The sequence below is a fragment of the Pseudonocardia sp. 2-7 genome (genome assembly GCF_056341085.1).
In genome coordinates, this window is sequence record NZ_CP094507.1 from 401432 (window position 1) to 425178 (window position 23747).

Sequence of the window (23747 nt, forward strand, 5' to 3'; positions counted from 1 at the left end):
TAAGGTCCGGGCCCATGCAGCTCGGCTCGTTCACGGTCCCGGTCCTGCCCCTCGTGGCGGTGCTGGGCGCGGGCGTGCTCGTGGTCCTGGTCCTGTGGGGTGTGTGGCGTGTGCGCCGCACCCCCGCGCCCGGGCCGCTGCCGCTCGAGCCCCCGCGCGCGGCCGCGGACCCGCAGCCGTCCTCTGCGGACTGGACCGGTGAGGCGGCCGGTGGCCCGGCCGACCCGCCGCGCCCGGCCCGTGCACGGACCGTCGCGGACGTGGTCGCCGAGCGCGGCGCGGACACCGGTCCGCTGCCCCGGGTACCCGCATACGCCGGCGCCGTCGTCTCCTCCGGTGCAGGGCGCCACGCCGCCCGCGACGACGACGGGGCCGAGGGCTCGCTGGAGGCGCTGTTCGCCCCGGCCGACGAGCAGCCCGACGCGGCCACACTCGCCCGGGGGCGCGACCCGGAGGCGACGGCCGCCGTGTCGCTCGCCGCGGCGTCGCCGGTTCCGGGTGCCGCGTCGGGAACCGGGGCGTCGGGTGCCGCGGTGGAGCCACTGCCCCGGCCACGGCCGACCCCGCGCCCCCGGTCGACCGGGCTGCGACGGGTCCGGGACGCAGGGACCGGGACCGACACCGCCGACCCGGGCCGTGCCTCCGCCACGCTCCGTGCCGCGGATCCGTCCGGGGCCGACGCCGCTGCCGGGGCCGACGCCGCCGTCGCGAGCGACGCCGCCGCGACCGCCGCTGCCGCGACCGACTCCGCCGCGACCGACTCCGCTGCGGCGACCGACGCCGCCGGGGCCGATGACGCGGCCCCGACCGACACCACCGCGGCCCGGGACGCCGCGGGCACCCCCGACGACCCGGCCACGCCGCCGGTCCCGGAGTGGCCGGTCGCGCGGCTGCGCATCGTCGACGACCTCACCGACGTCGTCGCGCCCGGCCCGGACGCCACGCCCGCCGCAGCCGGGCAGGCCCCGGCCGCCGGGGACGACACCGTGCCCCCTGCCGCGGACCCGGCTCCGGCCGCCCCGAAGGACACCGCGGCCGGCCCGCTGCCGCCCTGGTCGGCCGAGCGCGCGGAGCCGGCCGCCGAGGACCTCCCCGCGACGTCCGGGATCCCGGCGGCGCCACCCCCCGCGCCGACCCCGCCCGCCGGGTCCGAGATCACGTCCCGGCCGACCCCCGAACCGGTCTCCCGGGCCGTGCAGCAGGCCCTCGCGGCCCGCGCCGTGCAGCGGGCGCGCCTGCGCGCCACCGACGGCGTCGTCGACCCGCAGCCCGACGCCCCCGGTGGCGAGCAGCAGGAGCTGCCGCTCGCCGTCGTCCCGACCGCGGGGGCGCGCACCCCGGCGGCCGGCGACGCGAAGGACCGGCTGCTCGGTGTGCTGCTGGAGGACCCGGCCCGCGCCGTCGACGCGACCGAGCGGCTCGACGACACCCGCGACCGCATCGCCGAGCTCGACGAGGTCCTGCGTCGCCGCCGCGACGACCTGGCCGGCGCCGTCCGGCACCTGCACGAGTGCGGCCTCGACCCGGCGCAGATCGGCCGGCTGTCCGGGATGGCCGTCGACGAGGTCCGCACCATCCTCGACGGCGAGGACGCCGAGCGCTGAGCCTCAGCGCAGCACGGTGAACCGCACGCCCGTCCCCGGCGGGGCCTGGGCGAGCAGCGGCAGGTCGGCGCGCTCGACGACGGCGATCACCGGGTAGCCACCGGTCGTCGGACGGTCGGCGAGGAACACCACCGGCGGCCCGTCCGGCGGCACCTGCACCGCGCCGGTCACCATCCCCTCGCTCGGCAGCTCCCGGTCGCGCAGCTCCGGAAGCCGCTCCGGGGACGGCCCGTCGAGACGGACCCCGATCCTGTTCCCGTCGGCCGTCACCGTCCACAGCGGATCCGCGAGGGCGGCGCGTGGGTCGGCGAACCAGTCGTCGCGGGGGCCGGGGCGCACCCGCAGCCCGACCACGGCACCGGGCAGCGACACCGGGACCGGCCCGGACACCGGGATCCCGCCGGACCACGGGCCGACCGGCAGCTCGTCGCCGTCGGCGACCGGGTCGGGCCCCAGCCCGGACAGCAGGTCGGTGCTGCGGCTGCCCAGCGTGAGCGGTAGCTCCAGCCCGCCCGCGACGGCGAGGTAGCACCGCAGCCCGCCGACCGGCGTCCCGACCGTCAGCTCGGCGCCGTCGGGCAGGTGCAGTGCCCGGTGCGACGCGGCCGGGCTGCCGTCGACGCACACCGGCGCGGGTGCCCCCGTGACGGCGACGGTCCGGCCCCCCAGGGCACGCACCCGCAGCCCGCCGCCGAGCAGCTCCAGCCCGGCGGCGCCGTCGTCGTTGCCGACCAGACGGTTCCCCAGCTCGTAGGCCGGCCCGTCCAGCGCGCCCGACGGCGGCACCCCCAGGTGTGCGTGCCCCGGACGTCCGCGGTCGGTCACCAGCGCCTGCGGCCCGGCCCGCACCACCAGCAGCGCGCTCACCGGGGCTCGAACCGGACGCGGTCGCCGGGGGTGAACAGCGCGGGCGGGTCGGCCCCGGGGTCGAACAGGACCGTGTCGGTGCGGCCGATCAGCCGCCAGCCGCCGGGGGAGCGCCGCGGGTAGACGCAGCTGTAGACGTCGGCGATCCCGACCGAGCCGGCGGGCACCGCGGTCCGCGAGCTCTCCAGGCGTGGCTGCCGCAGCGGCTCCGGGAGCCCCGAGAGGTAGCCGAAGCCCGGCGCGAATCCGCAGAAGTCCACCCGGTACTCCGCGCCGCTGTGCAGTGCGACCACCTCGTCGACGGACAGGCCCGCGGTCTCGGCGACGAGCGCGAGATCCTCGCCGTCGTAGGTCACGGGCAGCGTGTGGACGGTGCCCGTGCCCGCCCCGCCGGCGGCCGCGTCCGCGGCCCGTGCGACCTGTACGACCCGCTCGGTGGCGGCTCCGGGCGCCACCTCGACGAGCACGGTCCGGGCGGCCGGGACCAGCTCCCGCACCTCGGGCAGCGCGGCGTCCCGCACGGCGGCGACGACGGCCGCCACCCCGGCGGCGTCGTCGACCTCCAGCAGCACCGCCCGCCCACCGCAGCGGCGGACCCGGACCGCGACCAACTAGCCGACCACGCGGTGCAGGACGGCCGAGATGTGCGGCTGCATCGGCTGCCCGACCATCGCGCGCTCGTCGACGTAGGCGAGGTCGCCCTGGTTGACCAGGCCGTAGAGCCGCTTCGCCGCGGTGACCTCCTTGGCCGAGGGCGTCCGGGCGATGGCGTCGGTCTCGATCTGCCAGGAGCGCATGTCGCCCCGCGGCCCGTAGTAGACCTCGACGATCCCGGTGTGGTGCGCGATCAGGACCTCGATCGAGCCGTCCTCCTGGGGGCGCCAGAACCCGGTCTCGCGGGCGGCCTGGCGGATGATCCCGCCGTCGTCGTCGAGCAGCCAGGACCGGGCCTCGTAGGACAGGAACGGTCGCCCGTCGTGCGCCCAGGTGATCTGCTGGCCGAAGTGGAACGGGCCCTCGATCGTCGGGTAGACGACCTCGCCGGTGCCACGCCAGGTACCGACCAGCGGCAGCAGGCCGAGGCAGGCCTCGTGCAGGTCGGGGCCCTGGCGCAGGTTGGCGGTGTCGTCGTCGACGGGCAGGTCGGGCCACTGCGGCCGGTTGCGCTGCGGGGAGTCCGGGGCCGCGTTCTCCGGACCGGTGATCGTGGTCTGCAGCTCCTCGTCGGACGCTGCGGCGGGCTCGGGGTCGGTCACGGGGTCTGCTCCTCGGTGTGGTGGTCGTCGGGGTCCCGTTCGGGATCGGGACCCGGCCCGGGCGCGGCGGCGGGCTCGACGACGAACAGGCGACGGAGCAACCAGCCGGCCCAGGCGGCGGTTCCCGCGGACAGGGCGATCAACAGCCCGGTGGAGAACCAGTGCACGACCGGCGACTCTACCGCCGCCCCCGGGGCGTGCACCGGGGGCCGCGCCCACCCGTCCCCGTGCACGAACGGGCCCCTCGTACGAAAGGTTCGTACGAGGGGCCCGTTCGTGAGCACGTGCGGTGGTCCGGGGCGAGCCCCGGGGACCGGTCAGGCGACGGCGATCTCCGCCTGGTGCAGCCCCGGCCCGTCGGCGACGAGCTCGGACTGCCCGTTGCCCGAGCGCGACAGCGCCCGGACGGTCCAGGTGCCCGGGGCGGCGAAGAACCGGAAGTCACCCGAGGCCGAGGACACGACCTCCGCGGTGAACTCCCCGGTGCCGTCGAGCAGCCGGACGAAGGCCCCGGCGACCGGGTCGCCGGCGGCGACGACGCGGCCGGCGAGCACGGTCTCCTTGGAGAGGTCCGTGTTCGGGGGCAGGGTCAGGTTCTGGTCAGGTGCGGCACACATGTCACTTCGCTCCCAGCTCGATCGGCACGCCGATCAGCGAGCCGTACTCGGTCCAGCTGCCGTCGTAGTTCTTGACGTCGGAGTGGCCCAGGAGCTCGTGCAGCACGACCCAGGTGTGGCTGGAGCGCTCGCCGATGCGGCAGTAGGCGATGGTCGCCTTGCCCTCGTCGAAGCCGGCCTCCTTGTACAGCGAGGCGAGCTCGTCGTCGGACTTGAACGTGCCGTCCTCGTTGGCCGCCTTCGACCACGGGATGTTGATCGCGCTCGGCACGTGACCCGGACGCTGGCTCTGCTCCTGCGGGAGGTGGGCCGGGGCCAGGATCTTGCCGGAGAACTCGTCGGGCGACCGGACGTCGACCAGGTTCTTGGCGTCGATCGCGTCGACGACCTCGTCGCGGAACGCGCGGATCGAGTTGTCGGCCTCCTTGGCGGTGTAGGAGGTCGCGGGGCGGTCCTTGACGTCGGTGGTCAGGGTCCGGCCGTCGAGCTCCCACTTCTTGCGGCCGCCGTCGAGCAGCACCACGTCGTCGTGGCCGTAGAGCTTGAACTCCCAGTACGCGTAGGCGGCGAACCAGTTGTTGTTGCCGCCGTAGAGCACGACCTTGTCGTCGTTCGAGACGCCCTTGGCGGAGAGCAGCTGCTCGAACTGCTCCTTGGTGGGGATGTCGCGACGGACCGCGTCCTGCAGCTCGTCGGTCCAGTTGACCTTGACCGCACCGGGGATGTGGCCCCCGTCGTAGGCGGTGGTGTCCTCGTCGACCTCGAGGAACACCACCCCGTCGGTCTCCAGGTTCTCTTCCGCCCAGTCGGCGGTGACGAGGACGTCCTCGCGGCTCATGTCGATCTCTCCCGAATCGTGTGTCGTGGAACGGTCAGGACTGCGCGGCGGTGCCGCGCAGGCGGGCGAGGAGCCCGTGCATCTCGCAGCCGAGGCAGAAGCCGAAGGCCGCGTTGAGGAAGGCCGCCGCGAGGGCCGCCGCCGTGGCGACGACACCGAGCACGGTCAGGCCGGACACGTAGCCGGCCGCCGCGACGACGGTGAACACCAGCCCGACGGTCTGCGAGAAGCGGACCGGGGTGGCGTCCTCGCGCTCGGCGGGCGGGCCCAGCCGGGGCGCGATGAGGTGCCGGTACACGACGCCGTAGGGGGCGAACCGCATGCCGGCGAACGCGCCGACGGCGAAGACGACGGCCTGCGCGAGTACGAGCAGGCCGCTGCCGGACAGCAACACCAGCGCCAGGACGACGGTGGTGATCGCGGCGGAGAAGCGGACCCCGCGCGGGTCGAGCCGGGGCTCGGTGAGCGCGGATCCGCGGTCCGTGACGGACATGGGACTCCAGTAACCGGGGTGGGAACCTCGGCGTCGCGGGACGCCGGGGCTCAGGACACGCGGGTCAGGAGTCGAGACACAGGCAGCCGGCGAGGCGGCACAGATCGACCGTGCGGCGTCGGGTCAGCGGCCAGTTCACGGAACCGAGCCTAGCCGACGATCCGCGCCGAGCCCAGCGGTCGGCGCCCACCGGACATCACACACACGTTCTCAGCCGGTGGGAAGGGCGGCGACGAGCTCGTCGGTGCGCGGGACCCCGGAGACCCGCAGGACCTCGGCACCGCGGGCGTCGAAGACGACCGTCGTCGGGGTCCGCAGCACGCCCAGCGCCCGGGCGACGTCGACGCGCTCGGCCACGTCGACCTCCACGTGCGCCACACCCGGGTCCGCCGCGGCCAGGTCGCCGAGGACGCGTGCGGTCTGCCGACACGGCGCGCAGACCGGTGAGGACAGCTGCAGCAGCAGCGCCCGGCGCCCGTCCGGCTCGGTCCCGGCCAGGTCCCAGCCCGGCCCGGCCACGGCGGGCGCGCCGCCGTCGTCGCCGGAGGGCCGGAGCCGCCCCGAACGGCTGCGCAGGACCAGCCCGGCGAGCGTCGCCACCAGCAGGACGACGACCAGCACCACCGCACCCGTGACGTCCACCGCCGCCTCCTCTCAGCCCGCGGAGCGGGACGTGCCCGGTCCTCCGCCGACGCTCAGGTCGCGCACGGATCCGGCGACCTGCAGGACGTTGTACTCCGGAACGCCCGCCGAGGTCGCGGTGACGCCCAGCGGCAGCGGACCCGGGTCGATGTCCACGGCGAGCGCGCGCAGCATCGAGGTGCGGACCGCGTCCGGCACCGGCTCGTCCGAGCCGTTGATGCGGACGTCCCGCGGGACGATCCGCATCGTGCCGTGGTCGACGAGGAGCACGGCCAGCACGGCCACCTGCGCGTCGGCCCCGTCCACCGGCATCTCCGCGACGAACCGTGCCGCGTTGCGCGGGTCGAGCCCGCGCAGCGTCGGGTCGCCGCCGGCCTGGATCACCGAGTCGATCGCGTTGGCGTCGACGGCCTCGACCGACAGCCGCGTCACCCCGGCGACCGGCCCGCCGGCGTCGACGACCATCCGGCGGATGTCGTTCGGGCTGACCTGCACGATCCCCTCGGCCGCCGCGGCGCGGAACCGGGCGGGTCCGGGCCCGGCGAGGTCGGACAGGTCCCCGCGCAGGCCGTACATCTGCACCTGGAGCTCGGGGGTGCGCAGCGGCCCGACCGGGACCCGCTGCAGCGTCATCTCGACATGGTCGTAGCGGCCGGTCGCGGCCTGGGCGAGGACCGAGAAGCCGTGCACCTGCACGCGCGGGTCCTCGGGGAGGTCGAGCCGGTCGCGCAGCGCACGGGAGACGCCCGACTCGACCGCCGCGCCGGTGGCGAGGTCGCCCACGACGAGCACGGCGGCCACCGCCAGGACGGTGGCGAGCACGCGACGGACGGGGCGTCCCACGACCGGGCCTCCACAGGATCGGGATACGTCCTGACCAGGGTAGAGAGCCCGGTCGCCGGCCCGGTGGGCGGCCCCGGGCCCCGGAGCGGTCCCGGTCCCCGACCGGAACGATCCAGTTCGTGGCGTGAAACCCGTCGCTCTGCGGCTGACCGTGGGGTGACGTCCCGGTATCGTCCGCGTATCGCGAGAAGGGGGAGTCCATGGAACTGCTCCTGCTGACCACGGCTCCGGATGCGGCAGCCGTTCTGCCCGCCCTGTCGCTGCTGCCGCACAACGTGCGGACCGCGGCGCCCGAGGTGGCGGCACTGCTCGACGCCGGTCCGCACGACGCCGTCCTGGTGGACGCCCGCTCCGACCTGGTCGCCGCGCGCAGCCTGTGCCGGCTGCTGGGCAGCGCCGGGACCGACGCGCCGGTGATCGCCGTGCTGAACGAGGGCGGCCTGGTCGCCGTGTCCGGCGAGTGGGTGGTCGACGAGATCCTGCTCCCCGACACCGGCCCGGCCGAGGTGGACGCGCGGCTGCGGCTGTTGCGGTCGCGTCCCGGCGCCGAATCCGCGTCCGGGGGTGGCGCGCTCGTCCTCGGCGAGCTCGTCATCGACGAGGCGACGTACTCGGCGCGGCTCAAGGGCCGGCTGCTGGAACTCACCTACAAGGAGTTCGAGCTGCTCAAGTACCTCGCGCAGCACGCGGGACGGGTGTTCACCCGGGCGCAGCTGCTGCAGGAGGTCTGGGGCTACGACTTCTTCGGTGGCACCCGCACCGTCGACGTCCACGTCCGGCGGCTGCGCGCCAAGCTCGGCGGCGAGCACGAGCAGATGATCGGCACCGTGCGCAACGTCGGCTACAAGTTCGTCCGCCCGTCGCGCGGCGGGCTGTCCGCGCCGCCCGACCAGGACGACGCGGACCCCGAGCCCGTCCCGGACCGTCGCCTGCCCGGCGCCCGGCCCCCGACCGGCCCGGGACGTGGAGCGTGGGTGCCGCGGTGACCTAGGGTCGGCGCTCGTGGACCCGCAGGAGCACGCCCGTCTCGACGCCGCCACCGTCTCCGCGGTGCAGGACCTGCTGAGGGCGGCGACCGCCGCCGACGGCGCCGAACCGCTCTCCGAGCAGTTCCTGATGCACCTGCGCCCGGACGCCCCCGCCGACGGTGTGACGCACCTCGTCGTCCCCGGTGACGACGGAGCCGTGGCCGGCTACGCCCAGGTCGACGGCACCTACGCCGAGCTGGCGGTGCACCCCCGCGCGCGGCGGCGGGGGATCGGCGGCGCGCTCGTCGCCGCGGTCGAGAAGGTCACCGCCGACCCGCACGTGTGGGCGCACGGCGACCTCGACGCCGCGAAGGGGCTCGCCGCGGGCCGCGGCTACCGCCGGGACCGCGTCCTCTGGCAGATGCGCCGCACCCCTGCGGCGGGCCCGCTGCCCGCCCTGACCGTCCCCGACGGCGTCACAATCCGCGCCTTCGAGCCCGGCCGCGACGACGACGAGTTCCTCCGCGTCAACAACGCCGCCTTCGACTGGCACCCCGAGCAGGGCGGCTGGACCGGCGCCGAACTCGCTGCGCGGGAGGCCGAGGACTGGTTCGACCCGGCCGGGTTCCTGCTCGCCGTCGACGGCGGCGGCACCCTGCTCGGCTACCACTGGACCAAGGTCCACCCGGCGACCGGCGACGAGCGGGCCGTGGGCGAGGTCTACGTCCTCGGCGTCGACCCGGCCACCCACGGACGGGGGCTCGGGAAGGTCCTGACGCTCGCCGGGCTGCACCACCTGCACGACCGCGGGCTGGACACCGTGCTGCTCTACGTCGAGGCCGACAACGCCCCCGCCGTGGCCGTCTACGAGCGCCTCGGGTTCGCCGTGCACGCCGCGGACGTCAACTACGCCCGGTGAGACTCGGTCACCGTTCGACGACCGGTGACGAGGTTCGTTCGAACGTGTGACGCAGGTCCACCCGGTCGCCGACCCTGTTCATCCCACGTTCATCTTCCGTGGGGGTGGCGTCCAACGTCGACTCCTAGCGTCTGCGGCCGGGTGGTCACCCAGACCGCCGTCCCGCAACCGGCTCGTTGCCGACTCGGAGGAAACTGCAGTGAAGACCAAGCGGCGTGCGCCCCGGGCGCGCCTGGCTGCCGTCGGTATCGCCACGTCCTGCGCGCTGTTCGTCGCCGGCTGCGGTGCGGCGAACGAGGGCGGCGGCTCGGACGCCCAGGGTTCGGGCGTCACCGGCCAGATCGCCGGTGCGGGCGCGAGCTCCCAGCAGGCGGCCATGCAGGCCTGGATCGCCGGCTTCACCGGCGCGAACCCCGGCGCGACGGTCAACTACCAGCCGGTCGGCTCGGGCGGTGGCCGTACGCAGTTCGTCCAGGGGGCGGTCCAGTTCGCCGGGTCGGACGCGTACCTGAAGGACGACCAGCTGAACCAGGCGCGGCAGCGCTGCGGCGGCTCGGTCATCGAGATCCCGAACTACGTCTCGCCGATCGCCATCGTCTACAAGCTCGACGGTGTGCAGGACCTCAACCTGTCGCCGGCGACCATCGCGGGCCTGTTCAAGGGCGAGATCAAGACCTGGAACGACCCCAAGGTCGCCGCGGACAACCCGGGCGTGCAGCTTCCGGCCACGGCGGTCACCCCGGTGCACCGCTCGGACGAGTCGGGCACCACCGAGAACTTCACCGACTTCCTCAACAAGGCCGCGGCGCAGGTGTGGACCGATGAGGGCGACGGCGAGTGGCCGATCCAGGGCGGCGAGGCCGCCCAGGGCACGTCCGGTGTCGTCGGCGCGGTGAACGCGGGTAACGGCACGATCGGCTACGCCGACGCGTCGCAGGCCGGCGAGCTGGGCAAGGCCAAGGTGAAGCTGGGCGACCAGAACGTCGAGCCGACCGCCGAGGCCGCCGCGAAGATCCTCGAGGAGTCCACGCGCGTCGAGGGCCAGGGCGACACCTCGTTCGCCTTCGACCTGAACAGGACCGCCACCGGCGGTGCCTACCCGGTGGTGCTGGTGTCGTACCTCCTCGCCTGCCCGACCTACCCCGACGCCGCCCAGGCCGACACCACCAAGGCGTTCCTGAACTACGTGGTCAGCACGGACGGCCAGCAGACCGCGGCGCAGAACGCGGGCTCGGCGCCCCTCTCGGAGACCCTGCGTGGCCAGATCACCCCGGTGATCGACCAGATCAAGGCCGCCGGCTGACCGTCGGCTTGAGTCGGATGTCATCTAGCCAGGGGCCCCGGGCCGTGTTCATCATGGACACCGAGCCCGGGGTTCCCCGGTGCCGTTCTCCCCTGCCCAGCGCACGATCGCACCCACAGGGATCACTGTGACCACCACGGAAACGAAGCCCGAACCCGTATCGGGCAAGCCTCCGGGCCAGCTCGGTGACCGCATCTTCGCCGGTTCGGCGAAGGGTGCGGGGATCTTGATCCTGGTCGTCCTGGCCGGGGTCGCCGCATTCCTCGTCTCCGAGGCCGCACCCGCTCTCGTCGCTCCGGCGGAGGAGGTGCACGGTGGGCTCGCCGCCTACATCGCCCCGCTCATCTTCGGCACGGTCCTCGGTGCCGTGATCGCCTTGCTGATCGCGACGCCGCTCGCGGTCGGTGTCGCGTTGTTCATCAGCCACTACGCGCCCCGCCGGCTCGCACAGGGGCTGAGCTACGTCGTCGACCTCCTGGCGGCGGTCCCGTCGATCGTCTACGGGTTCTGGGGTGCCTTCACCCTCGCCCCTGCGTCGGTGGCGCTGAGCGTCTGGCTCAACGACTACCTCGGCTGGATCCCGTTGTTCGCCGGACCGCCCTCCGTCACCGGCCGGACCATGCTGGTCGTCAGTGTCGTCCTCGCGGTGATGATCCTGCCGATCATCACCGCCGTGGCCCGTGAGGTCTTCCTCCAGGCGCCGAAGTTGCACGAGGAGGCCGCGCTCGCCCTGGGTGCCACCCGCTGGGAGATGATCCGGCTCGCGGTGCTGCCGTTCGGCCGCTCGGGCGTCATCTCCGGGGCGATGCTGGGTCTGGGGCGCGCGCTCGGGGAGACGATGGCGGTCGCCACGATCCTGTCGGTCTCCGGTGCGGTGACGCTGAACCTGATCAGCAGCGAGAACCCGTCGACGATCGCGGCGAACATCGCCCTGCAGTTCCCCGAGGCCTCCGGGCTCGACGTGAACGTCCTGATCGCCTCCGGCCTCGTGCTCTTCGTGATCACGCTGCTGGTGAACATGCTCGCCCGTTACATCGTCGAGCGCCGCCGCGACTTCTCCGGAGCGAACTGAGATGTCCACCGGAACCGAACGTAACCGCACCGACACCGAGGTACCCGTGACCAGTACCGGTCTGGAGACCCCCGCTGCGACGCCCACGGTGCTGCGCCGTACGGGAAGCCTGCCGACCTGGGCTCCGTGGGCGCTGCTCGTGGCCTCCGCGGTCCTGACGGGTGGGCTCGTCGCCCTCCTCGGCTCCGGCGTCGGGCTCTGGGTGGTGTCGACCGCCGTCGTGTACGCGGTCGCGACCTACGTCGTGTCCCGGGTCGTCGAGGGCGGTCGCCGGGCCACCGACCGTCTGGTCACCGTCGTGGTCACCACGGCGTTCCTGCTGGCCATGCTGCCGCTGGTGTCGGTCCTCTACACCGTCGTCTCCGAGGGCTGGGCACGGTTCGACGCGACCTTCTTCACCCAGTCCATGCGCGGCATCGTCGGTGTCGGCGGCGGTGGTCTGCACGCCATCCAGGGCACGCTCATCATCACCGGGCTCGCCGCCCTGATGTCGATCCCGATCGGCATCCTGACCGCGATCTACCTGGTGGAGTACGGCAACAACTCGCGCCTGGCGCGGGCCATCACCTTCTTCGTCGACGTGATGACCGGTATCCCCTCGATCGTCGCGGGCCTGTTCGCCTACGCGCTCTTCGCGCTGCTGCTCGGGCCCGGGGTCCGCTTCGGGTTCGTCGGTGCGGTCGCCCTGACCGTGCTGATGATCCCGATCGTGGTCCGCTCCACCGAGGAGATGCTGAAGATCGTCCCGAACGAACTGCGTGAGGCCGCCTTCGCCCTCGGGGTCCCGAAGTGGCGGACCATCCTGAAGGTCGTCATCCCGACGACCGCCGGCGGTATCGCGACCGGCATCACGCTCGCGGTCGCCCGGGTCATCGGCGAGACCGCGCCGCTGCTGGTCACGGTCGGTGCCGCTCTCGGGATCAACCTCAACCCGTTCTCCGGGCCCATGGCGACGCTGCCCGTCTTCTCGTACTACTCCTACGCGGTGCCCGGTATCCCGCGTGAGGCGTTCATCGACCGGGCGTGGACCGCGGCCCTGGTGCTGATGCTCATCGTCATGGTGCTGAACATCCTCGCCCGCGTCATCTCCCGCATTTTCGCCCCGAAGACCCGATAAGGACTCCCGACATGGGCAAGAGTGTCGAAGCCAAGGACCTGAACATCTACTACGGGGCGTTCCTCGCGGTCGAGGGCGTCAACATGACCATCAAGCCGAAGACGGTGACGGCCCTGATCGGCCCGTCCGGCTGTGGCAAGTCGACCTTCCTGCGGTCGATCAACCGGATGCACGAGAACATCCCCGGCGCCCGCGTCGAGGGCCGGCTCGAGCTCGACGGCCAGGACCTCTACGGCGCGAACGTCGACCCGGTCGGCGTCCGCCGCCAGATCGGCATGGTCTTCCAGCGGCCCAACCCGTTCCCGACGATGTCGATCTACGACAACGTCATCGCCGGGATGAAGCTCAACAACAAGAAGGCCTCGAAGTCCGAGTTCGACGACACCGTCGAGCGGTCGCTGCGCGGCGCCAACCTCTGGAACGAGGTCAAGGACCGGCTCGACAAGCCCGGTTCGGGTCTCTCCGGTGGTCAGCAGCAGCGGCTCTGCATCGCCCGCGCGATCGCGGTGCGCCCGGACGTTCTGCTGATGGACGAGCCCTGCTCGGCCCTGGACCCGATCTCCACGCTCGCGATCGAGGACCTGATCAACGAGCTGAAGAACGACTACACGATCGTCATCGTGACCCACAACATGCAGCAGGCGGCGCGGGTCAGCGACTTCACCGGCTTCTTCAACATCGAGGGCACCGGCAAGCCCGGCAAGCTGGTCGAGCTCGACGAGACCAAGACGATCTTCTCCCAGCCGAAGCAGAAGGCGACCGAGGACTACGTGTCCGGTCGCTTCGGCTGAGTCCCCGCAGCACGACGACGGCCCCGGATCCCCGCACGCGGGCCGGGGCCGTCGTCGTCGCGGGTGGGGTCAGAGCGCGGGCAGCTCGTCCACGGTGCCGCCGGTGACGGCGTAGACGACGTGGTCGGCCAGGTGCACGCAGTGGTCGGCGTAGCGCTCGTGGAAGCGGGCCAGCAGCGCGGCGTCGACGGCGGCGGGCACCCCCGCGGTCCAGTCCGGGCCGAACATCAGCTCGAAGACCTGGCGGTGCAGGGCGTCGACGACGTCGTCGTCGTCACGCAGCTCGGCGGCGAGGACGACGTTGTGGGTGCGGAGCGCCTCGACGGCCTTGTCACCCATGGCCGCGACCCGGTTCCCGTAGTCGCGGAACAGCGGGCGGGCCTGCTCGGCGAGCACCGCACGGTCCGCGTTGCGGACGACGGTGGCGGCGACGTGCCGGGCCAGATCACCCATCCGCTCCAGCTGCTGGGCGCACCGCAGAGCGGTGATCACCGAGCGCAGCGGCGCGACCATCGGCTGGTGGATGTTCATGGTCTCGACGGCGAGCAACTCGATCGCGTCGCGATGGCCGTCGATGACGGGGTCGCGGGAGACGACCTGTTCGGCGAGCCGGGGGCGGTGGCACAGGAGCGCCTCGGACGCGTTGCGGAACGCGGAGGCGACGAGCGGACCCATCTCGTCGAGCATGGCCCGGAGCTGCGTCAGGTTGTCGTCGAGCGTCTCCCTGCGCATGGCGACGACCTTAGATCGGAGTCGATGACGGCTACGGCACGGGACCGGTGAATGCTCGGTGAACGCCGGGTCAGGCGGCGCGGGCCCGCAGGCCGACGCGCAGGCCGACCCGAAAGCGCTCGGTGGAGCCGAGGACGGTCGATCGGACCCCGGTCACCTCGAACCACTCGAGGGCGTGTCCGGCCCGGCTCATGCCGTCCCGGATCGCAGCCTCGACGCTCTCGTCCGAGGTCCCGACGACCTCTGTGACGACGCAGCCCGCGTGTTCCATGACGCAGACGTGCCCCCGGCGTCGCACCGTCAAACTCGATCGGTCGACCGTTCGCCGAGCGGGGTGTATCGACTACGTCGAACGGGGCAACAGCGCTCTCAGACAGCGAGCGGACCGGGCATCTGGCCGGTCACGACGTACACGATCCGGCGAGCGACGGCGACGGCGTGGTCGGCGTACCGCTCGTAGAAGCGCGCGAGCAGTGCGACGTCGACCGCGGCGGACACCCCGTGGGTCCAGTTGCGGTCCATCAGCACGGTGAACATGTGCTGGTGGATGTCGTCGACGGCGTCGTCGTCCGCCTCGAGCTCGTTCGCCGCGTCCAGGTCACGGGTCCGGATGACCCGCCCGGCCTTCTCCGCGAGCTCCACACCGACCCGGCCCATCTCGGCGAAGTACGACTTCACCTCGTCGGGCAGCACGGTCTGCGGGTGCCGGCGACGGGCGGCCTGGGCGACGTGCAGGGCGAGGTCGCCCATGCGCTCGATGTCACCCGCACCGTGGATCGCGGCGACGACGACCCGCAGGTCGGTCGCGACCGGCGCCTGCAGGGCGAGCAGGCCGAAGGCCCGGTGCTCCGCGGCGGCACGGACGTCGTCGATCTTGATGTCCTCGGAGATGACCTGCTCGGCGAGCTGGAGGTCGGCCTCGAGCAGCGCTGTCGTGGCGCGCGCCATGGCACGTGCGACGTCGTCGCACATGTCCGCCAGGCCGGAGGCCAGCTCGTCCAGCTGCTCCTGATAGGTGTCGCGCATGTCCCGAGCCTAGGCCCCCGGACGGGAAGGTTCAGCTGCAGCGGGTGAACCCGCCGTGAACGCTGGACGACACCCCCCGTTCGGGGGGTATGGGCGATTCAGCCGCAGTCGGTGTCGTCGGAGGGCACGGCCTGCACCGGGGCCGCGTCGCCTGCCCCGACGACGAGCTCCAGCACCCGGCTCCCGGTCGGGTCCGGGACGGGCCGCGCGCCGGGCAGCGCCTCCACGAGCGTGCCCGCGGCGTCGGTGTTGTCGGGGGAGTAGCGGACCTGCGCGCCGGGTGCGGCCGGACCGGGCGTGACGGTGCCGATCTCGTAGCCGCGTTCGCGCAGGTCCGCGGCGATCCGGTCGGCCGCACCGGGACGTCCTGTCGCGTCGACCAGGTTCACGACGGTGCCCGGCGCCGGGGCGGCCGCGGACCGGGAGGCCGGTGCGGTCGCGCTCTCGGGCAGCGGCTCGTGCTCGCGCAGCGCGGAGAACAGGGTGCGGGCCTCGGAGCGGCGCAGCTCCAGCTGGCCCCGCGTGTTCGGGGTCTCGGTGACCGGGACGGACAGGAACACCGGGGTGTCGGCGTCGCCGGCGGCGCCGGACCGGGCGAGGCCGCGGGCGAGGGTGAGGATCTCGCCGGCGTCGGCTCCGTCCGCCGACAGCGCCGACGACACCCCGGCCGCGGAGCGGCCCGGCGCACCCGGGGTCAGCAGCGAGGCGGTCGAGAGCGCGTCGCCGAGCGCTGCGGCGAGCACGCGCTGCTGGCGCCGGACCCGGTTCGCCGGGGAGCTGTCCGCGGTGCCCGCGGCGGAGGCGAACCGGACCGCGGTGGGCCCGTCGAGCTCCACGGTGCCCGACCCCTCCACGACCGGGCCGAGCACCGGGTCCACGACCGGACGCTCGGTGCAGACCTCGATCCCGCCGACGGCGTCGACCAGCTGCGGGGTCCCGGCCAGGTCGAGCGCGACGAAGCCGCTCATCGGCATGCCGGTCAGCTGCTGGACGACGCCGACGCTGCAGGCCGGGCCGCCGACGTCGTAGGCGGTGGCGAAGGCGGTGCGGGACTCCGCGGGCACGGTGTCGCCGTAGGTGCCGGTGGCGGCGTCGAAGCGCCGGCACGGCGGCCGGGACACCTCCAGCGTCGCGGGGATCGACAGGGTGACGGCCGGGCCGCCGCCCGCGGGCCGGTGGACCAGCACCGCCGTGTCGGTGCGCGCGGACTCCGCGGTGCCCGCGCGGTCGGCCTGCAGGCCCAGCACCAGGACGTTGCGGTCGCCGGCCTGGACGTCGGCGTCGAGGATCGCGTCGCTGTCCCGGGCGAGGGCGGCGACGTCGCGGACGCCGTCGTGCACCTCGCTGCGTCCGGCGAACCCGTAGGCGGTGGTGACCAGGACGAGCACCGCGGCCGCCGCTGCGCCGATCCGCAGCGCGCGGGCGCGTGGGTCGAGCCGGGCCGGTGGCGGGGCCCCGGCCGGTCCCGGCTCCGCGCCCCCGGGAGCGTCCGCCTCCGGCGTGGGCTCCTGCGCCGTGGTGGTGTCCTCGACGGGCGGGCCGTCCCGGTAGCGGCGACGACGGCGGCGCGGCACCAGCGCGTCGAAGACCTCGGTGACGCGCGAGTCCGCGGCGCCGCGGCGGGCGGGCCGCGGCGGCGAGGCACCTGCCCCCGCCCGTCCGGTCTCCGCCGCGTCATCGGTCCGGCCGCTCCCGGTGGCTCCGGTGTCGTCGGTCTTGCCCGGATGCCGGGTGCTCCCTGTGTCCCGGCCGGATCCGGTGCTTCCGGCGTCCCCTGTGGTCCGGGTGCCGGCTGTGCTCCGGGGAGGCACGGTGTCCGGGCGTGCTGCCGCGGCCGAGGGTGTGCCGGTGTCCGCGGCCGGACGGTCGGCGGTGGCCGCTGCGGTCCCCGGGGCGCGGCCGGTCCGGGGCGCCGGTGCGGCCCCGCTGGCCGGGGCGGGTACGGCGGCCGGGCCGACGGCGCGCGCGCTCGCCGGGTCCTCCACGGGGGAGTGGGCGGGCCGTGCACCGGGGCCACCGGGTGATCCCGGACGGGTGGTGGCCCCTGCGGGCGGCACCGGGGTGGTCCGCGACGGGGCACCGTCGCGCGGGCGTGGACGCTGCGGCGCCGGCGGCTCACCGGGACGGCGGGGCACGGGTCCGCCGCGCACGCGACGCACACCGGTCGGGGGGACCGGTCCCGGCGGCGGGACGTCGGCGACCCGCGGCTGCGACGGCTGCGGCCCCGCGGGCCGGGTTCCGGTGGCGGGGCGCGGCTGCGGCCCGGAGGGGTGGGTCCCGGAGGCGGGACGGGGCTGCGGCCCGGACGGATGTGCGCCGGCGCGCCCGTGCGGGCCCGACGGGTGCGCTCCGGGCGGCGGGACCTGCGCCCCGGGAGGGCCCTGCGGTGCGGGGGGCGCGGGCGGGCCCGCGTCGTCCGGGCGCCGACGCGTACGCCGGGACCGGCGCACCTCGTCGTCGCCGTCCTGCACCGGGCCTCCTCGTCGCGACCGCCGGAGCGGAAGCGCGTGACGGGCGCGACGTCGGGGGAGCGCGCCCTTCCGGGATCGTGCGGTCGCGGGGACCGCACCGAGGATCTTATTCGGCCCGGCTCGGCGCGGGTGGCGCGGGGCGCGACGCACCCTGCTCCGGTTGGGGGATCGACCGGCGTCCGGATGCCGCGCCGGCGAGGCTCACCCGGCCGTCGGCGTCGCGGTGGGCGACGGCGTTCCGGCCCGCCTGCTTGGCCGTGTAGAGGAGCACGTCGGCCTCGGTGACGAGGGCCTCGACGTCGTCGTCGCCGGGACGGGACCGGGCCACGCCGATGCTGATCGTCATCCGCAGGTCGGGGTGCAGGTCGCTCCAGTCGTGCGCGGCGACGCTCTCCCGGGCGGTCTCGCAGGCCGCGACGCCCTCCTCGGCCGTCAGCCCGGGCAGCACCAGCGCGAACTCCTCGCCGCCGTAGCGAGCGCAGAACGCCCCGGGCGGCAGGGCCCGGCCCAGCTCCAGCACCATCCGCTGCAGGACCCGGTCCCCGAAGGGGTGCCCGTGGGTGTCGTTGACCAGCTTGAAGTGGTCGATGTCGGCGAGCGCCAGGCAGACCGGCAGGTCCGTGCCCGCGGCGAGCAGGTCGATCAGCCGCTCGTCAAGATACCGGCGGTTGTACGACGCCGTCAGGCTGTCGCGGCGGCTCTGCTCGCGGGCCTCGGCGTGCTCACGGCGGAGCCGGTCGAGCTCGTCGGCGGGGCTGGGCGCGTGGAGGCCGTGCAGGAGCCGGACGGCCTCGCGCAGGTGCAGGTAGGCCTGCTCGTAGCGACGGTGCTCCGCGAGCCGCTCGGCGGCCGCGGTGTGCAGGGCCGCGCGGGCCGCGGGGGAGGCGGGGGCGACGTCGTCGCCCGGCGTGTCGGGTCCGGGAGCGGGCGGCGACGGGTCGAGACGGCGTGCGGACCGCACGAGCCTGCGCACCGTCCATGCGGTGTCGGTCATGGTCCACCTCCCCGTCGTCGAGCCGTTCGGCCACTGGGACTGTTCATCGGTGACACCCCCGGGACGCTTGAGGCGTACGGGGCGTCGGCACCCGTTCGGCGCCCTTGTTCCCCCGGGTCGGGGTAACGCGTGTTCGCCCCGGGGTCGCCGTGATCAACCTCCGGAGTGCTCCACGTCCGCCCCGAAGGGGATCGACGGGTCGTCCGGGTCGTCGAGCCAGTGCTCGGGCAGCACGACGCGACCGGGGGACCCCTGGCGCCCGCGTGGACCGTCGGCGTCGGCCGGGAACGGCTCGTCCGGGTCCAGCCCGGACAGCAGCTCGTCGAGGTGGTCGATCGACTCCACCATCCCGAGGCTGCGCCGCAGCTCCGGGCCGACCGGGAAGCCCTTGAGGTACCAGGCGATGTGCTTGCGCACGTCGCGGATGCCCTTGTGGTCGCCCATGTGCTCGCAGAGCAGCACGGCGTGCCGGCGCAGCGTCGCGGCGACCTGACCGAGGTTCGGGGCGGCCGGCAGCTCGCGCCCGGCGAACGCCGCCTCCAGGTCCCCGAACAGCCAGGGTCGGCCCAGGCAGCCCCGGCCGACCACGACGCCGTCGCACCCGGTCCGGGCGACCATGTCCAGGGCGTCCTGCGCGGAGAAGATGTCGCCGTTGCCCAGCACCGGGACGTGGGACGGGACGGCGTCGCGCAGCCGGGCGATCTCGTCCCAGTCCGCGGTGCCGGAGTAGCGCTGGGCGGCGGTGCGGGCGTGCAGCGCGACGGCGACGGCGCCCTCGTCGACGGCGATCCGCGCGGCCTCGAGGTGGGTGTGGTGCTCGTCGTCGATGCCGATGCGCATCTTCACGGTGACCGGGCGGTCCCCGGCGCCCGTGATCGCGGCCCGCACGATGCGACGGAACAGCTCCCGCTTGAACGGCAGCGCCGCCCCGCCACCACGACGGGTGACCTTCGGGACCGGGCAGCCGAAGTTCATGTCGATGTGGTCGGCCAGGTCGCGCTCGACGATCATCTCCGCGGCCCGCTGCATCGACACCGGGTCGACGCCGTAGAGCTGCATCGAGCGGGGGTGCTCGTCCGCGTCGAAGGCGATCATGCGGAACGTCAGCGGGTTCTTCTCGACCAGCCCGCGAGCGGTGATCATCTCGCAGACGTAGTAGCCGGCGCCCTGCTCACGGCACAGGCGGCGGAACCCGGGGTTGGTGATGCCGGCCATCGGCGCGAGCACCACGGGGGTGTCGACCTCGAACGGGCCGATGCGCAACGGCGGCAGCACGCGGTCACGGCGGGCGGGGGTGTCCGTCCGCGCGTCGCGGACGCTGTCCAACACGGTCACGCCCACCAGTGTCCCAGGCCGGCGTCGCGGCGCCGACCTGGGCGTCGGTCAGAAGTCGACGGTGACGCAGCCGGGGCGTCCGCCCGCGGTGCCGGCGTGCCCGGCGTGGGTGGCGGTCGGCTTCTCGTGAAGGACAACGGACTCCGCGCGCCGGTCGTCCGGGAAGACCCACGGGACGGTCGCGGTCGCCTCGCCCGCGCCGTTCGCGTCGGTGGTGACGTCGAGCCAGATCTCGTTCATCGGGTTGGCGTAGGACGGGTCGACGCTCGGCGTCACCGGGTCCTCGGAGAACTGGTAGTGCGGGCCCGCGTCGGCGCCGGAGGCCGCGGTGCAGGGCTTCGTGTGCGCATGCGCCCCGTAGGTGCGGTTCGGCTGCAGACCGGTCACCTTCAGGACGGTGACGGTCGAGCCGTCCTGCTCCGCGCTGGTGACCTCGACGGTCGAGCCGGCCGGGACCAGCGCGGCGTCGTAGGTGTGGGCGGGTCCCTCGCCGCCCTGGGCGAACGTTGCGGAGACCCGGGTCGCGGCGCTCTGCGGCTGCTCGTCCCCGCCGCTGCCGCCGCAGGCGGTGAGGACGAGCGCAGCGGCGCCGAGCAGGGCGATCGAGGCTACGGAGCGTACGTGGATCATGTCGACGATGATCGTTCGTCGGGCCGGGGTGGGCACTGCGAGAACGGACATCGAGGCAGGTTCCACCGGTTCGTGTGGCGGCCACGCCCGGTTCCCGTACCTCCCCGCAGGCGGCCCCGCGGCCCGCACGTGCCCGCGACGCCGCCCGCCCCGCCCGGGAACCGCTCTGTGACAGCGGATCCGGTCGTTCGAGGGAGCGACGCGGTGAGCGACACCCGACACGGTGATGGTGTCGCGACGACGAGATGCCCGGTTGCGGACGGTAAGGTGGCGTCCGGTTCGCCACGACCGGCCGGGGGTAACCGGTGGCGAGCCCGGCCCGGGGTGTCCGGGGGCGGTCAGGGGCCTCTAGCTCAATCGGCAGAGCAGCGGACTTTTAATCCGCGGGTTCGGGGTTCGATCCCCCGGGGGCCCACATTCTCCCAGGTCACGAGCCTGGTCCCTCAGAACCATCAAGATCCACCCCCGGATTACCCCCGGGATTGCTGAACACCTCCAGGACTCCGGCGGCCCCTGTCTGGGCGACCTTGCGACCGAAGTAGTTGTCCTGGGTCATCGAGATCTTGGCGTGCCCGAGCTGGTCGGCGGCCTGGCGCGCGGTGAGGCCGGCCTCGTCCATGAGGGTCGCCACGGTCTTGCGGTAGACGTGGGAGGTCACCCACGCGTACCCGGCCGCGTCGAAGATCTTGCGCAGGTCCGACTGGGTGTTCGACGGGTCCCGCAGCCCACCGTGCGGGGCGGTGAACACGACCTCCCACTCGTTCGGCACGCTCGTGGCACGTCGACGACGGAGCATCGCCACCGCCCAGCCCGGCAGCTCCAGCGTGCGGAAACCGCTCTTGCTCTTCGGCCGGGGCTTGATCGTGAGGCCCTGGCCCTTGATCCGGACGACGGTGCCGCGGACCTCGACCGTCGCGGCGTCGAGATCGAGCGACGGCCAGGTGATGGCGGCCGCCTCACCGATACGCAGGCCGGTCGAGAGCATGAAGTCGGTGAAATCGACCAGGTCCCATTCCCGGGCCTTCGGATTCGCGCTGATCTTCTCCCGGAGGTCGACGGCCTGCACCACGGTCAGTGACCGGGCGGACGAGGTCGTGTTCTCGATCCGGCCGACGTCGCGCACGAGATTGCGGTCGAGCGCGTCGTGGCGGACCGCCAGGCCGACGAGGCCGCTGAGCACCGTGCGCGTCGTCTTCGCAGCACCGGCCCCGTAGCGGTCGTGGACCTCGACCACGAGGCGATCGAGCCGGGACACGGTCAGCTCACGGACCCGGAGCATGCCGACGCCGTCGCGGACGTGCCGGTCCCAGCGGTAGCGGTAGGCCTCGGCGGTCGTCGGTGAGCGCTTGCCCAGCCGGACGGCGCGGTCCATCTCGGCCAGCCACAGCTCCCCGAGTTCGCGCACGGTCGAGTCGCGGGTGACCTCTCCGCCCTGCGAGACCCGGCCGCGGTCGCGCAGGGCCAGCCGCAAGGCGTTCTCTGCCCCGGATCTGCTCGGGCCGTTTCGCTCGACGTCACGCACGACCCCGTCGTGATCGCGGTAGCTCGTCCGTGCGCGGTAGCGCTTCTGGCCGAGCTGGTAGACCCGGATGCGACCGTGCGTGCCGATCGGCAGGGGAGGGCGTGCCATCAGGCGACCTCGTCCTGCAGGGACGCGACCCACTCGCGGACGTCGTCGGGGATGTAGCGGACGTGCTTGCCCATCCGCCGGCCCCGGGGCCCGTAGCCCTGGCAGCGCCAGCGGTAGAGGGTCTGGACGGGGATGCCGAGGTACTCGGCGACATCCTTGACGCCCCACAACTTCTCGATCCCGTTCATGAGGTCCTCCCGAGGTGTGTGCGGTCGGTGCTGCGGGTCTGGCGTTGCTCGCGTCGGCGTTCGGCGATGCCGAGTGCGATCTCTCGTTCGGCGTCGTTCCGGTGCCCGATGTGCACGACCGACCAGTCGTTGACCACCAGCACCGCGCCCGGTTCGGTGGGGGTGTCCAGGGCGGCCAGGGTCTCCCCGAGCCGGTAGGTGCGCCGGTCGCCGCGGATCGCCCCGAACGTCGTGGAGTAGGCGCGGGATTTGGTGAGGAAGTGGCCGCGGAAGCCGAGCATGTGCGCCCACCGGCGCAGGTTCAGCCCCTCGTACTCCTCGCAGCCGCCGAGCTCCCACGCGGTCTCGATCAACCTGCGGTGGTGCGGGGTGATGTCGAGGTGGTCGAGGTGGACGATGTCGCGGATCGGCCGATCCGTGGCCTCGCTCTTGCCGGTGCCCTTGGTGGCGTATTTGGCGACGTACGCGGCGAGTGCGTTGTCGGTGATCTCGCCGTCGTCGTTCTCGAGCGAGGCCGCGGTAGTGCTGGTGATGGGGCGGATGTCGACCTGAGTGCCCCACGCGAGCAGGAGCGGAGCCCCGTCGGGCCTGTCGACGGTGAGCGAGACGTCGTGGGCGGCGTCCCGGATCGCGGCGTGGAGCGCCTCGGTGGTGATCCCGGCCGGTGGCGCGGTCCAGGGCCCGTCGGGGCCGTCGAGGCGCACGACCGCATGGAAGTGGACCAGTCCGCGACGCTGGTACTCCGCGACCTTGGCGTACGACAGGCGGGCGTGGTCGCGGAAGTCGCGGACCCGGACGCCGAAGATCTGGGCGAGGAGGCGTCGGAGGCGGATGGCGAAGCGGTTCCACAGGACTCCGGAGTGGGCCTGCCAGAGGACCGCGCCGACGTAGTCGTGGGTGTCGGGGTCGAGAGCGCAGCCGATGCGGGGGTCGTCGCGGTGGTGCTTGTCGCCGCAGCGGCAGGGGATGACGAGGCCGCGGGCGGTGACCCGCCGGGTGTGCACCGGCCCGAACGAGGGCGCGGTTAGGGTGACGAACAGCCGCGGGTGGGTGGCGGCACTGTCGGGGACGCCCTTGCCGCCGGCCATTCCGGAGCGCAGGAGGTGGTAGGCGTCGGAGGCGTAGCGGTCCGAGCAGGCCGGGCAGACGCTGGCCCGTCGGTTGCCGCAGGGGGCGAGGATCTCGCCTTCCCGTTCGGCGACGACGGTGCCGGTGGCGCGGTCGTAGATGCGGGATGAGCCGGTGAGATGGATGGGGGCGGCGCAGCCGCCGATGGCGGTGACCTCCCGCCGCCAAGTCTGGAAGTTCTCCGAACGCAGCAGGTGAGACAGATCGTGGTCGTGCTGGGTGGTCGTGGCAGCCGTCATCACGGCATCCCTCCGAGGGACGAGTGAGTGGGGTGGGGTGGCGC

Annotated in this window: 27 protein-coding genes and 1 tRNA gene; 8 read left to right on the top strand and 20 right to left on the bottom strand. The window is 73.8% G+C overall.

The window, feature by feature from the left end; all coding sequences use genetic code 11:
* Positions 1 to 14: 14 nt before the first annotated feature.
* A complete protein-coding gene (locus tag MTO91_RS02040) occupies positions 15 to 1604 on the top strand; it encodes a hypothetical protein (RefSeq protein ID WP_476653530.1) in 1590 nt (529 codons plus the stop codon).
* A 3-nt stretch (positions 1605 to 1607) separates the two neighbouring features.
* Here the strand turns inward: MTO91_RS02040 and MTO91_RS02045 are convergent, their stop codons facing one another.
* The 10 genes from MTO91_RS02045 to MTO91_RS02090 all read right to left on the bottom strand — a co-directional run bounded on the left by MTO91_RS02045 (position 1608) and on the right by MTO91_RS02090 (position 7160).
* Entirely contained in the window at positions 1608 to 2471 is an 864-nt protein-coding gene (locus MTO91_RS02045; protein ID WP_357438492.1) for a 5-oxoprolinase subunit C family protein, read from the bottom strand.
* Complete coding sequence (locus tag MTO91_RS02050) at positions 2468 to 3082, bottom strand: 5-oxoprolinase subunit B family protein (RefSeq protein ID WP_357438489.1); 615 nt, start codon at positions 3080 to 3082, stop codon at positions 2468 to 2470. The genes MTO91_RS02045 and MTO91_RS02050 overlap by 4 nt, the downstream gene beginning before the upstream one ends.
* Positions 3083 to 3688 carry a heme-binding beta-barrel domain-containing protein gene (locus MTO91_RS02055; RefSeq protein ID WP_062404071.1) on the bottom strand — a complete coding sequence of 202 codons (606 nt, stop codon included), beginning with the start codon at positions 3686 to 3688 and terminating at the stop codon, positions 3083 to 3085.
* Positions 3689 to 3723: 35 nt separating this feature from the next.
* Positions 3724 to 3894, bottom strand: coding sequence for a hypothetical protein (locus MTO91_RS02060; RefSeq protein WP_168169561.1), 171 nt, complete (start codon positions 3892 to 3894; stop codon positions 3724 to 3726).
* A 150-nt stretch (positions 3895 to 4044) separates the two neighbouring features.
* Positions 4045 to 4344: a DUF1416 domain-containing protein gene (locus MTO91_RS02065; protein WP_208820632.1), complete on the bottom strand. Its 300-nt coding sequence runs from the start codon at positions 4342 to 4344 to the stop codon at positions 4045 to 4047.
* 1 nt (position 4345) lies between these two features.
* On the bottom strand, positions 4346 to 5182 hold the full coding sequence (locus MTO91_RS02070; RefSeq protein WP_476653533.1) for a sulfurtransferase: 837 nt from the start codon (positions 5180 to 5182) through the stop codon (positions 4346 to 4348).
* Positions 5183 to 5216: 34 nt separating this feature from the next.
* Positions 5217 to 5675: a DUF4395 domain-containing protein gene (locus tag MTO91_RS02075; protein ID WP_476653535.1), complete on the bottom strand. Its 459-nt coding sequence runs from the start codon at positions 5673 to 5675 to the stop codon at positions 5217 to 5219.
* 64 nt (positions 5676 to 5739) lie between these two features.
* Positions 5740 to 5865, bottom strand: a complete 126-nt coding sequence (locus MTO91_RS02080; protein ID WP_373324057.1) for a putative leader peptide — start codon at positions 5863 to 5865, stop codon at positions 5740 to 5742.
* 20 nt (positions 5866 to 5885) lie between these two features.
* Positions 5886 to 6317 carry a thioredoxin family protein gene (locus MTO91_RS02085; RefSeq protein WP_251783044.1) on the bottom strand — a complete coding sequence of 144 codons (432 nt, stop codon included), beginning with the start codon at positions 6315 to 6317 and terminating at the stop codon, positions 5886 to 5888.
* 12 nt (positions 6318 to 6329) lie between these two features.
* Entirely contained in the window at positions 6330 to 7160 is an 831-nt protein-coding gene (locus MTO91_RS02090; protein WP_357438480.1) for an LmeA family phospholipid-binding protein, read from the bottom strand.
* 200 nt (positions 7161 to 7360) lie between these two features.
* Here MTO91_RS02090 and MTO91_RS02095 point away from each other — a divergent pair, with 200 nt between their 5' ends.
* The 6 genes from MTO91_RS02095 to pstB all read left to right on the top strand — a co-directional run bounded on the left by MTO91_RS02095 (position 7361) and on the right by pstB (position 13330).
* Complete coding sequence (locus MTO91_RS02095; RefSeq protein WP_062399702.1) at positions 7361 to 8146, top strand: winged helix-turn-helix transcriptional regulator; 786 nt, start codon at positions 7361 to 7363, stop codon at positions 8144 to 8146.
* Positions 8147 to 8162: 16 nt separating this feature from the next.
* A complete protein-coding gene (gene mshD / locus MTO91_RS02100) occupies positions 8163 to 9047 on the top strand; it encodes a mycothiol synthase (protein WP_476653536.1) in 885 nt (294 codons plus the stop codon).
* A gap of 199 nt (positions 9048 to 9246) precedes the next feature.
* The gene (gene pstS, locus MTO91_RS02105) at positions 9247 to 10350 is read left to right on the top strand and encodes a phosphate ABC transporter substrate-binding protein PstS (protein WP_224403747.1); all 1104 of its coding nucleotides are present in this window, start codon (positions 9247 to 9249) and stop codon (positions 10348 to 10350) included.
* A gap of 127 nt (positions 10351 to 10477) precedes the next feature.
* Positions 10478 to 11422: a phosphate ABC transporter permease subunit PstC gene (pstC, locus tag MTO91_RS02110; protein ID WP_073575849.1), complete on the top strand. Its 945-nt coding sequence runs from the start codon at positions 10478 to 10480 to the stop codon at positions 11420 to 11422.
* A 1-nt stretch (position 11423) separates the two neighbouring features.
* The gene (pstA, locus tag MTO91_RS02115) at positions 11424 to 12539 is read left to right on the top strand and encodes a phosphate ABC transporter permease PstA (RefSeq protein WP_357438474.1); all 1116 of its coding nucleotides are present in this window, start codon (positions 11424 to 11426) and stop codon (positions 12537 to 12539) included.
* Between the two features lie 11 nt (positions 12540 to 12550).
* On the top strand, positions 12551 to 13330 hold the full coding sequence (gene pstB, locus MTO91_RS02120) for a phosphate ABC transporter ATP-binding protein PstB (protein WP_073575851.1): 780 nt from the start codon (positions 12551 to 12553) through the stop codon (positions 13328 to 13330).
* A gap of 69 nt (positions 13331 to 13399) precedes the next feature.
* Here pstB and MTO91_RS02125 read toward each other — a convergent pair whose 3' ends face one another.
* From MTO91_RS02125 to MTO91_RS02155, 7 genes are all read right to left on the bottom strand, one after another.
* Positions 13400 to 14062, bottom strand: a complete 663-nt coding sequence (locus MTO91_RS02125) for a phosphate signaling complex PhoU family protein (RefSeq protein ID WP_208820649.1) — start codon at positions 14060 to 14062, stop codon at positions 13400 to 13402.
* 70 nt (positions 14063 to 14132) lie between these two features.
* Positions 14133 to 14333 (bottom strand): dodecin domain-containing protein, encoded by a 201-nt coding sequence (locus MTO91_RS02130; protein WP_100879374.1) that lies wholly within the window; start codon positions 14331 to 14333, stop codon positions 14133 to 14135.
* Positions 14334 to 14431: 98 nt separating this feature from the next.
* Positions 14432 to 15088: a phosphate signaling complex protein PhoU gene (phoU, locus tag MTO91_RS02135; protein ID WP_062399711.1), complete on the bottom strand. Its 657-nt coding sequence runs from the start codon at positions 15086 to 15088 to the stop codon at positions 14432 to 14434.
* Between the two features lie 98 nt (positions 15089 to 15186).
* On the bottom strand, positions 15187 to 16662 hold the full coding sequence (locus MTO91_RS02140; protein ID WP_476653537.1) for an LCP family protein: 1476 nt from the start codon (positions 16660 to 16662) through the stop codon (positions 15187 to 15189).
* A gap of 1003 nt (positions 16663 to 17665) precedes the next feature.
* Positions 17666 to 18553 carry a GGDEF domain-containing protein gene (locus MTO91_RS02145; protein WP_357438466.1) on the bottom strand — a complete coding sequence of 296 codons (888 nt, stop codon included), beginning with the start codon at positions 18551 to 18553 and terminating at the stop codon, positions 17666 to 17668.
* A 153-nt stretch (positions 18554 to 18706) separates the two neighbouring features.
* Positions 18707 to 19828, bottom strand: a complete 1122-nt coding sequence (gene dusB, locus MTO91_RS02150; RefSeq protein ID WP_476654787.1) for a tRNA dihydrouridine synthase DusB — start codon at positions 19826 to 19828, stop codon at positions 18707 to 18709.
* A 108-nt stretch (positions 19829 to 19936) separates the two neighbouring features.
* Entirely contained in the window at positions 19937 to 20518 is a 582-nt protein-coding gene (locus tag MTO91_RS02155) for a superoxide dismutase family protein (protein WP_476653539.1), read from the bottom strand.
* A gap of 342 nt (positions 20519 to 20860) precedes the next feature.
* On the opposite strand from MTO91_RS02155, the gene MTO91_RS02160 reads away from it, so the two are divergent.
* A tRNA-Lys gene (locus tag MTO91_RS02160) sits at positions 20861 to 20933 on the top strand.
* A gap of 12 nt (positions 20934 to 20945) precedes the next feature.
* Here MTO91_RS02160 and MTO91_RS02165 read toward each other — a convergent pair.
* From MTO91_RS02165 to MTO91_RS02175, 3 genes are read right to left on the bottom strand one after another with little or no spacing between them, the layout of a single operon-like run.
* Positions 20946 to 22148 (bottom strand): site-specific integrase, encoded by a 1203-nt coding sequence (locus tag MTO91_RS02165; RefSeq protein WP_476653541.1) that lies wholly within the window; start codon positions 22146 to 22148, stop codon positions 20946 to 20948.
* Positions 22148 to 22336 (bottom strand): helix-turn-helix transcriptional regulator, encoded by a 189-nt coding sequence (locus tag MTO91_RS02170; RefSeq protein WP_476653543.1) that lies wholly within the window; start codon positions 22334 to 22336, stop codon positions 22148 to 22150. Before MTO91_RS02170 ends, MTO91_RS02165 begins: the two co-directional genes overlap by 1 nt.
* On the bottom strand, positions 22333 to 23703 hold the full coding sequence (locus tag MTO91_RS02175; RefSeq protein WP_476653544.1) for a replication initiator: 1371 nt from the start codon (positions 23701 to 23703) through the stop codon (positions 22333 to 22335). The genes MTO91_RS02170 and MTO91_RS02175 overlap by 4 nt, the downstream gene beginning before the upstream one ends.
* Positions 23704 to 23747: the final 44 nt, after the last annotated feature.